This is a genomic window from Pseudoalteromonas sp. GB56 (assembly GCF_054923835.1).
Genome location: NZ_JBPCHK010000001.1, coordinates 1207513 through 1222305, shown reverse-complemented (window position 1 = coordinate 1222305; position 14793 = coordinate 1207513). Strand labels below are relative to the sequence as shown.

Here is a 14793-nt window from a genome sequence, read left to right as displayed (position 1 = left end):
CTTATGCTTTATCACTGATAGTCCCAGTTTTTCTATCAACTTGCTTGGGAACAGGCTGCACTGTAATACCTGAACGCACTTTTTGTATTCCTTCAACAATGACACGCTCACCTTGCTGTAAACCTGAGGTCACTACCCACATGGCGTCAATACGACGCCCTAATTGAATCAGACGTTGTGCGACGGTGTTGTCTTCTTTTACGACGAGTACAAAGTTACCTTGCTGATTAACTTGTACTGCAGCTTGTGGGACGAGCGCTTGTTGTTGTTTATCCTTACTCTCAATAATCAAAGTCACAAACAGACCTGGCATTACAATCGAGTCAGGATTATCAAACTTCGCCCTTAACTCTACCGTGCCTGTACTACGGTCTATCTTGGTATCCGCAAAATCCAATTCGCCTTGCTGCGAATAATCCGTGTTATTCGGTAAGCGTAAACGAATATCAATTGGTGCTTTGCTTGGGTCACCCCCATCGGCAATATGTTTTTGTTGGTAGCTGATGTAATCCGCTTCTTCAACTTGGAAATTGACGTAGATAGGGTCAACGTCGGTAAGTTGCGCAAGAGACCCCGAGCTTGGGTCAACAATATTGCCCACATCGTATGAAACTTTGCCTATACGGCCGCTAAACGGCGCTTTAATCTCGGTATACCCCAAATTCAAACGCGCTTTTTCAAGTGACGCTTCTGAGGCTTTTACTGAGGCCATCGCTTGATCAAAATTAGTTTGTAGCTTGTCTAAATCGGCTGCTGATATAAAGCCATCTCCAGCAATTTCCTTACCGCGCTTTAAATCACGTTCAGCACGATCAGCGCTGGCTCTGGCACTTTTAAGCGATGCCTGAAGCTCATTCACGCTCGCTTGATATTCGGAAGGGTCTATTTTCAGCAGGAGAGCGCCTTCTTCGACATAAGACCCCTCAACAAAAGTACGTTCTATTAATTCACCTGAAACACGGGCACGAATATCTGCTTCTTGATAGGCCTCAGTTCGCGCTACGAATTCACGATATCGACCGACTTCTTCTACTTGCACTTCATATACTGACACCGCCGGAGCTGGCGTGTTTTGAGTGGTTGTTTGCTGCTCTGAGCAACCTAGTGTTGCCATCATTGTTGCGCCCAAAAAGGACGCTGTTAATACGCTTTTTGTAATTATATTTAACGAAGGTACGCCTGACATACTCCCTCTCCTCAGTCTCTTATCTTCTGTGCAATTTAGATCATCGCAATTGGGTTGTGGCCTCATTGACCAAACAATAATTGTCTAGTTCATTGAGAATATAGACTAATTTGTTACTCCCTGTTGTGCTAGGTAACCTGTATAACTAGATTGTATTAATTAACCTGTCACTAAATAAGTTACATACTAACTAATTGAAATGCACGACAAAATGACATGGCACATAGTTTGGGTTAAATTGCTTGTGGTCAGAGGAGATAAAAATGATAACCCTGGAAATTCGTCAACACATTGCTTATGTCACTTTTTCACGCGCAGAGAAACGCAATTCGCTCAATTTCGAAATGTTTCAACATATTGATAGTGTGATAAAAAAATTAAAAAAAGACCGCTCTGTTCGCGCTGTCATCATTAACGCTGAAGGGGAAGACTTTTGTACTGGATTAGATGTAAAGGGGGTAATGGCAAAGCCCAAGCAGGTGTTATCGCTTCTTTTTAAGTGGTTACCCGGCAATCAAAACTTAGCACAACGTGTAACGTTAGGCTGGCAAAGTCTGAATGTGCCCGTCATTGCTGTCATTCAAGGACGTTGTTGGGGCGGCGGTATGCAAATCGCTCTGGGGGCTGATTATCGAATCGTTACCCCATCCGCTAGTTTCGCTGTAATGGAAGCCCGATGGGGACTATGCCCTGACATGGGAGCGAGTCTACTAGTGCCTGGCATAATGAAAGCGGATGACTACCTACGCCTTGCCATGAGTGCTGAGGCAATCAGCGCAAAACAAGCGCTTGAAATAGGGTTAGTTTCTCGTGTAGAAGAGCAACCGATGCAAGTGGCACTGGCACTCATCGATGAACTGAAGCAACGTTCTCCTGATGCAATAGCAGCCATCAAACGCTTAAACAAAGGGGCGTATCGCTACAATCATCGACGCCAATTAGCCAAAGAAACCATTGCTCAGGTACGATTATTGATGAATAAAAATACACGCATCGCAATCCACAACGCAACCCATGACAACAAGCATGAATTCAAACACCGAAAAAACTGGTAACCACTTTATTACTTTATCCAAGATGTTGATAAGCTGGGGCATACTCAGTGGTTTTTTGGTGCTCGCTTATGGCGTTAGCCATTACTTTGCATGGACATTCCCGCCAGCGTTGAGTGCTATGTTGGCTTTATTCTCAGCGCTGCAACTCAACCTTGTTAAACTTGATTGGCTAACTCCAGGTGCCAACCCGCTGCTCAATTATATGCCGCTGTTCTTTGTGCCTGCTGCTGCAAAAGTGGTTGAACACAATGCTGTTATTTCCGAACATTGGTTAGTGCTTGCTCTATGTTTGTTTTTGGTGCCAGTATTTGGACTTATGTGTATTGGTTTATTAATGCAACGCGTGGGCAAATCATCATGATGTGGATTGCACTGCCCCTCACAGTCCTTTTGTATTTAATGTTGCGCGAACTGCATTCACGGTTCAATTCACCACTTCTCAACCCTGTGCTTTGGACCATTATCATTTCTGCTGTTCTAATGACAGTGTTTAGTGTGGATGTGGCTGACTACAGTAACAAAACTGCCGCGTTTGGTTACTTGCTTGAGCTCGCAGTTGTCGCGCTAGCAATTCCACTGTATAAGCAAGTTCATCAATTGAAACGACAAATGCCTGCAATTATTTTGAGCGTATCTGCAGGGATTATTCTTGCAACCACCATCGCCTATACTCTTGCATCTTTGTTTGCTGCACCCGAGCAACTTAAAGCATCATTAGCCACACTGTCCGTCACCACACCTATCACCCTACTAGTGACTCAACAGTTAGGAGGAATCGGCAGTATTGCAGCTTCTATGGTCATTCTTATTGGCGTTGTTGGTGCAGTAGTTGGCTTTAGCGTTCTAAGATTTGTAGGGGTGCAAAATAAATCGGCGCAAGGGCTGGCACTGGGTGCTGCTTGCCACGGCATTGGCACCGCTACGGCTATTGCAGATAATGAAGTGAGTGCTGCCTATGCCTCCTCAGCTATGGCTATTAGTGCCATCCTAACGCCAATCATTACCCCAGTGTACTACCCTTTCCTAGTTCAGCTAACAAGCTGATATAGAGTAATTTATTTTATAAACCTATCGCTTAAATTGATCCGATAGAAACATTTTTATACAAATCCTTGTATACAAAACGCGCCAACGCCTTCTGATCACCTCACTATTCTATTACACTGCGTCACAAAATCGCTGGCGCAATTGTCGTCGCCGCCACTTCACTCTTTTTAGGGAATAGATAATGAAAAAAAGCCTCCCAATTCTTTCTTTTATTGCTGCGGCAACACTCAGTGCCTGTAGCTCTACACAATCAGAACTGCATCTAGAGCGCAGCCAACTTGAGCAAGACATTAGTTATCTTGCAAGCGACGAACTCAAAGGCCGTAAAAGTTTTAGCCCTGAAATCGATATCGCCGCCGATTACATAGTTAATCGTTTCACGAGCATTGGCTTACAACCTATGGCTGGTGCCAACAGCTTCAAACAGCAATTTGAACTGTATTCAGTGACACCAAAAAATGTTGCTGTTTCTCTGAACAATCAGGTTGTTGACGCAGATAAATTAGCAGTTGTTTCTCAGTCATCGGGGTTTACATGGTTGCAGCCCAGCGATGCAACTATCACCAACATTACCGCAGATATGGACTTACGCACTACATTGCGCGAGTTGAATCAACAAGGAGGGAATCACCTCGTTCTTGTCGACAATACTCACGAAGAAATGTTTACCCGATACAAGAATTACTTCAATGCAGGTCTATCTAAATTAGCGCTTAAAGATCAAGGCGCTATGGTCTTAGTCTTGGGCCAAAGCGACAACGTAACAGCACTGAACATTAAGGTTGAAAATGAGCTTAAGTCACAAAGACTGACTAACGTAATTGGTATCCTTCCTGGCAAGAAAAAAGATGCTGATGTGGTTTTATTCAGCGCCCATTACGACCATCTAGGGCAAAGCAAAAGTGAGCAGCACGCGCACACTAAGCAAGACAGCGACAAGCAAGACACCATATACAATGGCGCAAATGACAACGCTTCAGGTACTGGTGCGATGTTGAATTTGGCACAGCACTACGCTCACTTAGCGGACAACGAACGTACCTTGATGTTTGCTGCGTTCACCGCGGAAGAAATGGGGTTGATTGGTTCAAAACATTTCGCAACGACTCAAAACCCAGACGCCATTACAGCGATGATCAATATAGAAATGATTGGTAAACCTTCACCGTTTGGAAGCGGCAATTTATGGATGACAGGTGCTGACAAGTCAGACCTTCAAGCGGTGTTAAACCAAAACTTGCCTGAAGAAAATCATATTCAAGCAAACCCTTATCCTAAGCTAAACCTATTTTATCGCTCAGATAATGCATCTTTAGCAAGCATGGGCGTACCGGCTCACAGCTTCAGCTCAACAGATATGGAAAACAACGACCATTACCATACCCCTGATGATGAATTAGCAAACCTCGATTTCGATTCTATCTATAAATCAGTCACCCTACTTGCAAAGGCCAGCGCTCCTCTGGCAAGTGCGCAATTGACACCGTCGCGTGTCGCACCACTGAAAGACCAAAGCGAAGGTAAGATTTACTAATACCTACATGACTGCTCAATTAAAGAAGCGGCCTACATGCCGCTTTTTTTATAGCTAATTTGGTGAATTGAATAGAAGCGTGGTCAAAGGAGCAAATTACAGGTAATAAAAAACCCCGACCATCGCTGATCGGGGTTTATTTATAAATGGTGCCTGCTGCCGGAGTCGAACTGGCGACCTACTGATTACAAGTCAGTTGCTCTACCAACTGAGCTAAGCAGGCACACAAAGCTGTGTGCAAATCGTTTGCACGTGAACTCGAAATCGAGAACACCTTTAAACAGTGGTGCCCAGAGGCGGAATCGAACCACCGACACGGGGATTTTCAATCCCCTGCTCTACCGACTGAGCTATCTGGGCGATATATGATGTTTGGTAAGCACCATAATCTAATAATGGTGCCCAGAGGCGGAATCGAACCACCGACACGGGGATTTTCAATCCCCTGCTCTACCGACTGAGCTATCTGGGCGAATAAATGGTGCCTGCTGCCGGAGTCGAACTGGCGACCTACTGATTACAAGTCAGTTGCTCTACCAACTGAGCTAAGCAGGCACACAAAGCTGTGTGCATTTTTATTGCACGTGTCCTCGAAAATCAAAGACACCTTTAATAATGGTGCCCAGAGGCGGAATCGAACCACCGACACGGGGATTTTCAATCCCCTGCTCTACCGACTGAGCTATCTGGGCGTGCGGCGTATTAAACGGTTTTTAGGAAACCAAGTCAACCATTTTTTAAAATAAACAATTCGTTTGCACACAATTCATGCAAACTGGGATTTTTTGCCGAAAATCCCAGCAAATAGCCTATTTTTCCTGCGGACGATAACCTTCAATTTCTACGTCTTTACCTTCAAACAAGAAGCCTACCATCTGCTCTTCGAGAAAAGTGCGATGTTCAGGGTCCATCATGTTCAAATGTTTTTCATTGATCAGCATCGTTTGCTTTTGCTGCCACTGCGACCATGCTTCTTTGGAGATATTGTTGAAGATTTTCTCACCCACTTCTCCTGGGTAAAGTTGAAAATCTAAACCTGGGGCGTCTTTTTGCAATTTTTGGCAAAATACAGTGCGTGCCATAACATTCCTCTCATACCAGTTTGGTCATACTCATTTGCGGGTAGTTTACATTAATGCTTACGCGCTGACATCCGCCACATACTTTTTAAGCTGCTTTAATAACTTCTTTGTGGGTGCAGCCAATCCAACTTGCGGTTCATTAACTAAGTCATACTCAATTAATGCGGTTTCGCCTTGCTCGCTTATATCTTTATCTAAATGAATTAGCAAAGGCTGTATCGTCAACTGAAAATGAGAAAACACATGCGTAAAAGGCTCTAACTGACGCTGCTCACCATGCCAAGCTTGTTGCGCCGCAAAGGCAATCGCATCGTCGGTAGTCGTGTGCTCCAAGAAACAGTGTAAGCCTCCCCAAATGCCGCTGTTCGGCCTTTTTTCCATATAGGTTTGTGACTTATATAGTGGAATGAGCATGGTACAAACCTTTTTCGGTACTTCCTTTTTAGGTTTAGAGTGCGGGAATTCTTTTACCTTATTCGTGTTATACGCTTGGCAGCGACTCTGCAAAGGACAAGGATCACAATCAAACTTGCTGCGAGAACACAGACTTGAGCCCAAGTCCATCATGGCTTGATTGAACTGTGTCACTCCCTCTTCAGGGGTGAGTTGCTCACTGAGTTGCCATAATTGGTTTTCTACTTTCTTTACTCCGTACCAGCCTTCTACCATGAAGAAACGGGCAAGCACACGCTTCACATTACCATCGAGTATTGGATGATGCTCACCTCGGGATAAACTCAATATAGCACCCGCAGTGGAGCGACCAATCCCCGGCAATGCCATTACCTGCTCAAGCGAATTAGGAAACTCGCCATCGAACTTGGCGCAGATCTCTTTTGCCGTTTTGTGTAAATTTCTCGCTCGGGCGTAATAACCCAGTCCCGTCCAGTAATGCAAGACTTCATCTTCAGGCGCGTTAGCTAGTTTATCAATAGTTGGGAAACGCTCCATAAATCGCTGAAAATAAGGGATCACTGTCGCAACCTGTGTTTGTTGCAACATAATCTCTGATACCCACACTTTATAAGGCGTTTTGGCTAACTGCCACGGTAAGGTCTTGCGGCCATATAGCTCGTACCAGTCCTTGATTTGTTTGGCAAACCACTGCGTTATGTCTTGCGATAACTCCACATTTTTACTCTTTAACTCTATAAATTGCGCTCAGTCTATAATTGTCTGGGTAAATATCAATAGTCCATTACTTGTACTTAAGCACGCAAGTGGGGATAATACGCACCCATTTTTATGAGAGACTGTCGACATCATGAGTGAATCAACACAACAAGCATTAGAGCAAGCCGAGCGCGAAGGAAAATACATCCGCAAAGTACGTAGCTTTGTAAAACGTGAAGGCCGCTTAACTAAAGGACAAGCTGCTTCTTTAGAAAAATGCTGGCCAACTATGGGGCTTGAGCACAAAGATGGTCTACTTGATTTCACTAAGGTATTTGGCAACGATAATGATGTTGTCTTAGAAATCGGCTTTGGTATGGGTAAATCTTTGGTAGAAATGGCCAAAAACGACCCAAATTCCAACTTCATCGGCATTGAAGTTCACCGTCCGGGTGTTGGCGCCTGTTTAATGGACGCTGATGCTCAAGGGATCACCAACCTACGTGTTTTCGAACACGATGCAGTTGAAGTGCTTGCTGACTGTATAGCAGATGGTTCTCTCGCTAAGTTACAACTGTTTTTCCCAGATCCTTGGCATAAAAAGCGTCATCATAAGCGCCGTATTGTACAACCCGAGTTCGTAGAAAGCCTGCGTACAAAGTTAAAAATGGGTGGTGTTTTCCATATGGCCACTGACTGGGAAAACTATGCAGAACACATGCTTGAAGTAATGCAAAGCGCAGAAAACTTCAGCAACTTGTCATCTACAAATGACTATGTGCCGCGCCCAGACTCTCGTCCTTTGACTAAATTTGAACAGCGTGGCCATCGTCTTGGCCATGGCGTTTGGGATCTCATGTTTGAGCGTGTGAAATAAGATGCAATTGAGTAATCCATCGCAGTTGTTACTGCGCTCCGAAGAGCTGTTAACTGGCGCCTCAATTTTAGTAGTTAACTTTAATTGCGATGGCTTTGCTCATGAGTTGAGAGCACTCAATCCTGACGCAACAATTTGTTTTTTCAGTTATAACTTTGCAGATGGTGAATTTGCTAAATCGCACCTTAGCGCTGCAACAATTGAAACTTCAGTGTCGCACCAACTACCGCAGCAGAAGTTTGATTTAGTCATCTACTTCTACCCGAAAGCGAAGGCTGAAGCCTTGATGACACTGGATAACATCCGTGCCATCATAAATGAAGACGCTACCTTGTTGGTTGTCGGTGAGAAAAAAGGTGGCGTCAAGTCTATTGAAAAACAACTCAAGGGGTTAGCGCACGGCCATAAAGTCGACTCAGCGAAGCACTGTCAGTTGTACCAATACTCTGAAATAGACACACTTGCAGAGTTTGCTATCAGTGATTACGAGAAAACGTTCACACTCGAGCGTGAGGTAGCGGGTGAAAAGTTCAGCTGTAAAGTGGTGAGTCTGCCTGGCGTTTTCAATCACGGGCAACTTGATGATGGCACTGCGCTGCTGCTTGATAGCTTACCTGCGTATCCAAAAGCTAAAAAGCTATTAGATTTTGGCTGCGGCGCCGGCATTATCGCCAGTTTCTGTGCCAAGCGAAATCCAAAGTTGAAAGTTACTGGCCTAGATGTGAGTGCGCTTGCTGGATATGCCACATCGCAAACATTTGCCGCCAATGATATCCAAGGTGAAGTGCTGCTGAGCGATGGCCTAAGTGAAGTGACATCGCGTTTCGATTTAATTATCAGCAACCCACCGTTTCACACAGGATTGAAAACGGATTACAAAATTACGGAGCGCTTCTTTGCTGCAGCGAAAGAGCATTTAAATCGCGGTGGTGAACTAACGTTAGTCGCTAATAGTTTCCTAGCCTACACACCGCAACTTGAAGCACAATTCAAATATCACGAAACGATTGCTAAAACTAAGCGTTTTGCAGTCTATCAAAACCGCTAAAATATTGGGCCTTATTGAGCCGAGGTAAGCGTCTACGCTTCAATACTCGGCTTTGGCTCTTCCGACAAGCTGAAAGCTTCGCCCATCTGACAACAAAAGTTCAATTTTTCCTTTGTTAAAGTAATAAACGCCGTTTTGATTAAAGCGGCGCATGAGCCTTATTGCTTGAACACGACTCACCCTCAAAAACACACTAAATTCTCTATAACTCATCACTTTATTACCGCCATAACCGGTAATTAACTGCCAACGCCTTTGAGAGTGATGTAATAACGCTGTACGAACGGCATTTTTTCGTTTACCTACGGCAATGCCGTTGGGGTTACAGGCTGTGATAACGCAACCCCCCGTATATTTAGCAATCGGTTTTGACATCAAAAAATAAGGGTCAAGATAGGCGTCCAATATAGCGTGTGAAACTGGGTTTTGAAACATGATGGTCTGATTTGCCTTTATTTAACCTTCGCCTATTCAATGATTTGCTAAACTAGTTTATTGTTACTTCAGCATTACAAAATTGATTGTTCACAATGATAAACAACGGCTCGACAACTAGCATTAGAAAAGCGCTGATTTATGCGATTATGTCCGTTGCCACCATCACCCTCATAATCTCGATTACCATATCAACTTACATCGACATGCAAGAGCAACAAAACATGCTCAAAGAGCGCGTGAAAACATTTGCAGAGCTTACTGCCTTTGACGCGCAAACTTCGGTGATGTTCGATGATAGCAACACAGAAGAAGACCGCCTCAAAGCGTTCGGTACTGAATACTCAATTAAGAATGTTCATGTATATAAGGTGGAAGGCTCTCAAGTTAAGTTTTTTGCCAGTTACAACGCTGAAAATACGCCACCTGTCTCGCATGAACGCAAAGTCACTCAAATAGATAAATACAAAGAAGGTGTGTTAACAAGCGACTTCTACGAATACATCACCGATATTCCCCATGAAGGGAAAATAATCGGTTATGTATATATTCGCGCCAGTCTCGAAAATATCAATAATTATGTACAGCGTAAAATAATAATCAATCTCGTTTTGAGTTTAGCCATTCTTATTTTGGCCTATGCTATCGCTCGCTTATTCCATTATCACGTCGGTGAACCCATCAACAAACTAAGTCGATTACTGCAAAATGTTGCTAAAAATCGCAACTATAAAGTGCAAGCTCCAGATAGCAAAATAACGGAATTGAACTTGTTAACGACGAGTATCAATACCATGTTACATCGCACCGAAAAGCATATTGAGCGCCACGAGTCAGACAAGCATGAAATTGAAGCGTTAAATCACAGCCTCGAAGAAAAAGTAAGTCAACGAACGGATGCACTGCGTGAGGCTAATCAAGAGTTACTCAGTACACTTGAACGAATGCACCAATATCAGAGCCAAATAGTAGAAAGTGAAAAAATGGCGTCACTCGGACAAATGGTTGCTGGCGTTGCCCACGAAGTAAACACCCCATTAGGTTTAGGTATTACTGCATCGACCTTGATGCGTGACCGTCTCATGGAAATACACAGCGCGTTCGAAAACAAAACGCTCACTTCACAACAGCTGGGACGCTTTATTGTCGACGGTGAAGAAAATTTATCCTTGATATACCGTAATCTCAATCGTGCTGCTGAGCTAGTAACCAGCTTTAAAAAGCTTGCGGTTACTCAAGATAATGAGCATGTCACCAATATCGATATGAACAGCCTTATCGCTGATGTACTTACGAGCATGCACACTGAGATGGAAACAGTGAATCCAAATGTAGTCGTCGATTGCCCTAAAGATCTTCGTATCAGTGCCAAAGCAAGCCCTATTCAGCAAATATTGCAGCAACTCATAAGCAATGCCATGACGCATGCCTTTACTTTGCAAAACCCTGCGCAAATTGAAATTAAAGTCACAGTATCTGCAAAGCAGATGCAAATTGACTTTAAAGACAACGGAAAAGGCATTGCGCAAACATTACAACCACGCATATTTGATCCTTTCGTCACCACAACACGCGGCTCTGGTGGCAGTGGCCTTGGCTTGCATCTGGTTTATAACCTTGCAACTCAAGCTCTTGGCGGGAGTGTTTATTTAGCGCACTCCGATGACAATGGTAGTCACTTTGTATTGCAGTTTCCCTACTCTGAGGTGAACTAATCGTGCGCCTTTTGTTGCTCATAGCCTTATGCTTTGGGACAAAGCTCTATGCAGCACAAAGCTTAGACGAACTGCGCGCAGGGTATTTACATCAAATAACCTACTTCATCGATTTCCCACAGAAAAAGGCTTCCGCATTGCACATATGTTTCAATGACATAACCACAGGTCCAGGTGCTATTTTAGCGAGTAAAGGGGAGCTTTGGGTGAATAAGCGCCGCATTGAACTCATAGATCTGAGTAAAAGTTTAAAAAATAAGGAACTTTCTTACCAATGCGATATCACATACTTTGAAGGTACAATAGAGAATGATATACTATCTCCTTGGCTCAAAATTCAGCCCCTGAATACATTAATTATCGGGGATAATTTTGAGTTTCTTGCCGCCGGTGGAGTCGCAGCACTCATCCAAGAAGGCGAGAAAATCCGATTGTATGTCTATAGAGAACACCTAGCACACGTTAATTTTAAGATACAAGCTAGGTTGTTGAGTGTTTCTAAATTTTATCCAAATTGATTTTACTTGTTAACATTTAGATATACTCCTATAATCGCAAGTATTCGGGAAGTTCCTGTTTTCCGTCTTTATGTAAATAATTTATTCCGAAAAGGTTAATAAACAATGCAAACGCCAGTCATTCTGATCGTTGAGGATGAAGATGTTACTCGTCTAAACCTCGTTAGCTTATTCGAAGCTGAAGGCTACAAAGTGATTGAAGCCATTGATGGTGATGATATGCATGACAAACTCACCACCAATGACGATATTAACCTGGTTGTTATGGACATCAACTTACCAGGTAAAAATGGCCTGATCCTCGCGCGCGAGTTACGTCAAAAACGTAATGTTGGCCTTATTTTCTTAACCGGTCGTGACAACGATGTCGATCGTATTTTAGGTCTAGAAATCGGCGCTGATGATTACATCACCAAGCCATTTAACCCGCGCGAATTAACTATTCGTGCGCGCAACCTAATTACGCGTACAGCGGCGAGTAAGGATGAGCAAGCGCTTGATTCAGATGGCGTTGTTAATTTCAATGGATGGGAACTTGATGAGAATAGTCGCTGCCTAACGTCACCAGCAGGTGAGTCCAAGCGTCTACCGAAAGGTGAGTATCGCGCATTACGTCTAATGCTTGATTCTCCAGGCCGTATTTTCAGCCGTGAACAATTAATCAAACACATGACAGGTCGTGAGCTTCGTGCCAATGACCGTACTGTTGATGTGACAATTCGTCGTATTCGTAAGCACTTCGAAAGTGATGCGAGCACGCCTGAGTTGATCAGCACAATCCACGGTGAAGGTTATCGCTTCATTGGTAAGATTGATAGCAACGCTTAATCAACAGCTAGTTTAGATAAGAATGACTGAAGGGCCTCGAGCCCTTCTTTTATTTGTGTCTCTAATTCATCTAACCACTGCTGCGCTCTGCAACGGTCACATCCATACACCCATTTTCCATTTTCTTAGCGTGTAATTGTACTGCTTTAAGGCCAACCGATCCCGCTGCACCTTTTAGCTTATGCGCCACTGATTTATATTCTTCAACATCATCATCGACGCTATCGAGCAGCTCTTGCTGATATTTTGGCGCCAACTTTGCGAGCAAGTCAGCACTGCGTGAGAATGCCTTAACGCCCATAGAATCTAGGAATTCCGTAATAATTTCCTTTTCGAGAATAGCTTCATTCACTTCCACATTGGCAGGCGATTGCTGAGCGACCAACTTATGCGCAGCCGCTTGTTGCACACATTCACGCTCCAACCCGAATAAGTTTGCTAGCATCCTATCCAGTTTTGCGGTATTGATCGGTTTAGCTAAGGCACCTTGTATACTTATCCCCTTCAGTTCTTCCTCAGCACTGCGCACATTCGCGGTCAAGGCAACTATAGGTAAAGAATCAAACTCACTATTTTGGCGAATCTCTCGAGCTACGACGTCACCATTAATATCTGGCAACTGCATGTCGAGCAGTACTAAGTCGAGATCATCTTCGGTTTCAACAAATGCCAGAGCATCCTCTCCTGTTTCTGCCCAGATAACCTCATGCCCTCTTTGTTCAAGAAGGTTTGTGGCAATTTCCGCATTTAATGGCACATCTTCTACAAGCAGTATATTGAGGCTCTTACAATTGAAACTTTGTTGCTCTGGCGCTTCAGTCAGCTGCAGTGGAATAAGCACCATAAAACAGCTCCCCTTGCCTTGGCTCGAAGTGACTTGAATCTCACCTCCCATGGCTTTAACGAGCGCTTTGGTGACCGCTAAACCGATACCAGAGCCAATCGCATTAGCCCCGCTTGCATCCGGCGCTTTGTAGTACATGTCGAAGATATGAGTAAGCTGGTCCTCTGGTATTCCAATCCCTGAATCTGTCACCGTCATAATCAACCAACTGTGTTCACCCTGCTGTTGGTGACGGCACTCAAGTTCAACCCCGCCTTGCTGAGTAAACTTGACGGCATTGTTAATGAGGTTCCACAATACTTGGCGAAGACGAGTAGGATCGATATGCGCATAAACATCAAGATCACCCACGCGAGTTACATCGAATGACAACGATTTCTGTTCGGCAATAAGCGCACCAAAATTCACCACGTCATCGATGAAGTTAGTCACGCTCACCGGTTCAGTGACTATATCTAACTGCTCGCGGTCTATCTTATCTAAATCAATGATATCATTGAAAATATTACCAAGCGTTTCAGCGCTCGAGAATACTGTATTACACCAACTTCGTTGTTGCTTACCCAAGTCGGTATCAAGCAACATACGGGTAAGACCAACAATACCGTTCAATGGTGTTCGAAGCTCATGAGACAAAGTGGCAATAAACTTACCTTTGTCTTTGTAAGCAGTTTCTAATGCCTGCTCAGCTTCTTTACGGCTAGTAATATCACGACCAAACGCAAGCAAACCTATATATTCACCATCATCGGTAATAAATGGCAACTTGCGCATTTCGAACCAATGCTCCTCACCATCGACGGGGTATTTAACATCCAGAGTGAGGGGTTCATGAGTCGACTCTACCTGCCGGTCTGTTTTCAATACGTCAGGTAAGTATTCAACTGGATATATCTCTTCGGCTTTTTTACCAATCAACTCATCTGAGTTGCGGTTCATTACCTTTTCGAACATCTTGTTACAGCCAGCAAATACCCCATTTTGATCGCGGTAGTAAAATAAGTCAGGGGAAGAATCGACGATTGATCGTAACAACATGCCTTGCTGCGCTAATTCTGCCTGTGTTTTCTTACGTTCAGCAATCTCCTTACGTAACTCATCAATCGCACGATACTTTGCGTTTAGCGCCATTTTACGTTCGTCAATTTCTGTATTGAGGAGTCGGATATTATCTTTTAGAGATTGGTTTAGAAGCTTTTCTTGCTTAGTCGCTGTTTCGAGGAATTTTTGCGAGTCTTGTAATTGAGCGATTGACTGCATGACCACCATAATGACCAGCGGTGAGCTCACTGCGGTGAAGAACACCACTGCCAAAACGTCCAACAGCATTACTTCACCTGTCGCGACATAGTAATACATCGAGCTTAAGATCAGGGCAGCAATAATGAAGACACCATAAACAATGGCAGCTGCATACCAAATCCCGAATCGAGCGAGTAAATTGGTGAGAACACGAACCCAAGGGCTCAGGGAAGAGTCAATCATAAAAAAAGGGGTTTTGCTACAAACCC

Annotated in this window: 13 protein-coding genes, 5 tRNA genes and 1 pseudogene; 9 read left to right on the top strand and 10 right to left on the bottom strand. The window is 43.9% G+C overall.

All coding sequences use genetic code 11. The annotated features are described in order from the left end of the window. Position 1: 1 nt before the first annotated feature. Positions 2 to 1117, bottom strand: coding sequence for an efflux RND transporter periplasmic adaptor subunit (locus ACH19P_RS05700; protein WP_462157549.1), 1116 nt, complete (start codon positions 1115 to 1117; stop codon positions 2 to 4). A 332-nt stretch (positions 1118 to 1449) separates the two neighbouring features. On the opposite strand from ACH19P_RS05700, the gene ACH19P_RS05695 reads away from it, so the two are divergent. The 4 genes from ACH19P_RS05695 to ACH19P_RS05680 all read left to right on the top strand — a co-directional run bounded on the left by ACH19P_RS05695 (position 1450) and on the right by ACH19P_RS05680 (position 4822). Next, positions 1450 to 2241: a crotonase/enoyl-CoA hydratase family protein gene (locus ACH19P_RS05695; RefSeq protein WP_462157548.1), complete on the top strand. Its 792-nt coding sequence runs from the start codon at positions 1450 to 1452 to the stop codon at positions 2239 to 2241. Further along, positions 2213 to 2602, top strand: a complete 390-nt coding sequence (locus tag ACH19P_RS05690) for a CidA/LrgA family protein (RefSeq protein ID WP_462157547.1) — start codon at positions 2213 to 2215, stop codon at positions 2600 to 2602. The genes ACH19P_RS05695 and ACH19P_RS05690 overlap by 29 nt, the downstream gene beginning before the upstream one ends. After that, complete coding sequence (locus tag ACH19P_RS05685) at positions 2527 to 3285, top strand: LrgB family protein (RefSeq protein ID WP_462157546.1); 759 nt, start codon at positions 2527 to 2529, stop codon at positions 3283 to 3285. The genes ACH19P_RS05690 and ACH19P_RS05685 overlap by 76 nt, the downstream gene beginning before the upstream one ends. Before the next feature lie 184 nt (positions 3286 to 3469). Then, positions 3470 to 4822: a M28 family metallopeptidase gene (locus ACH19P_RS05680; protein WP_462157545.1), complete on the top strand. Its 1353-nt coding sequence runs from the start codon at positions 3470 to 3472 to the stop codon at positions 4820 to 4822. Positions 4823 to 4969: 147 nt separating this feature from the next. On the opposite strand, the gene ACH19P_RS05675 is transcribed toward ACH19P_RS05680, so the two are convergent. From ACH19P_RS05675 to mutY, 7 genes are all read right to left on the bottom strand, one after another. Beyond that, a tRNA-Thr gene (locus ACH19P_RS05675) sits at positions 4970 to 5045 on the bottom strand. 61 nt (positions 5046 to 5106) lie between these two features. Further along, positions 5107 to 5182 (bottom strand) — tRNA-Phe (locus ACH19P_RS05670). 36 nt (positions 5183 to 5218) lie between these two features. Next, a tRNA-Phe gene (locus ACH19P_RS05665) sits at positions 5219 to 5294 on the bottom strand. 7 nt (positions 5295 to 5301) lie between these two features. Then, positions 5302 to 5377, bottom strand: a tRNA-Thr gene (locus ACH19P_RS05660). Positions 5378 to 5438: 61 nt separating this feature from the next. Beyond that, positions 5439 to 5514, bottom strand: a tRNA-Phe gene (locus tag ACH19P_RS05655). Between the two features lie 117 nt (positions 5515 to 5631). Continuing rightward, positions 5632 to 5904, bottom strand: coding sequence for an oxidative damage protection protein (locus ACH19P_RS05650; protein ID WP_462157544.1), 273 nt, complete (start codon positions 5902 to 5904; stop codon positions 5632 to 5634). A gap of 57 nt (positions 5905 to 5961) precedes the next feature. Next, positions 5962 to 7035 carry an A/G-specific adenine glycosylase gene (mutY, locus tag ACH19P_RS05645; RefSeq protein WP_462157543.1) on the bottom strand — a complete coding sequence of 358 codons (1074 nt, stop codon included), beginning with the start codon at positions 7033 to 7035 and terminating at the stop codon, positions 5962 to 5964. A gap of 133 nt (positions 7036 to 7168) precedes the next feature. Here mutY and trmB point away from each other — a divergent pair, with 133 nt between their 5' ends. Continuing rightward, positions 7169 to 7894 carry a tRNA (guanosine(46)-N7)-methyltransferase TrmB gene (gene trmB, locus ACH19P_RS05640; RefSeq protein WP_462157541.1) on the top strand — a complete coding sequence of 242 codons (726 nt, stop codon included), beginning with the start codon at positions 7169 to 7171 and terminating at the stop codon, positions 7892 to 7894. 1 nt (position 7895) lies between these two features. After that, positions 7896 to 8942, top strand: coding sequence for a methyltransferase (locus ACH19P_RS05635; protein ID WP_462157540.1), 1047 nt, complete (start codon positions 7896 to 7898; stop codon positions 8940 to 8942). A 39-nt stretch (positions 8943 to 8981) separates the two neighbouring features. Here the strand turns inward: ACH19P_RS05635 and ACH19P_RS05630 are convergent, their stop codons facing one another. Next, complete coding sequence (locus ACH19P_RS05630) at positions 8982 to 9377, bottom strand: DUF3293 domain-containing protein (RefSeq protein WP_462157539.1); 396 nt, start codon at positions 9375 to 9377, stop codon at positions 8982 to 8984. A 95-nt stretch (positions 9378 to 9472) separates the two neighbouring features. On the opposite strand from ACH19P_RS05630, the gene ACH19P_RS05625 reads away from it, so the two are divergent. The 3 genes from ACH19P_RS05625 (at position 9473) to arcA (ending at position 12438) form a co-directional block, all read left to right on the top strand. Further along, positions 9473 to 11092 carry a sensor histidine kinase gene (locus tag ACH19P_RS05625; RefSeq protein WP_462157538.1) on the top strand — a complete coding sequence of 540 codons (1620 nt, stop codon included), beginning with the start codon at positions 9473 to 9475 and terminating at the stop codon, positions 11090 to 11092. 2 nt (positions 11093 to 11094) lie between these two features. Then, entirely contained in the window at positions 11095 to 11610 is a 516-nt protein-coding gene (locus tag ACH19P_RS05620) for a YfiR family protein (protein ID WP_462157537.1), read from the top strand. Positions 11611 to 11715: 105 nt separating this feature from the next. Continuing rightward, positions 11716 to 12438 (top strand): two-component system response regulator ArcA, encoded by a 723-nt coding sequence (gene arcA / locus ACH19P_RS05615; RefSeq protein WP_462157535.1) that lies wholly within the window; start codon positions 11716 to 11718, stop codon positions 12436 to 12438. Here arcA and arcB read toward each other — a convergent pair. Beyond that, a pseudogene (gene arcB, locus ACH19P_RS05610) lies at positions 12435 to 14767 on the bottom strand (aerobic respiration two-component sensor histidine kinase ArcB). The gene arcA and the pseudogene arcB overlap by 4 nt on opposite strands. Between the last annotated feature and the right edge of the window lie 26 nt (positions 14768 to 14793).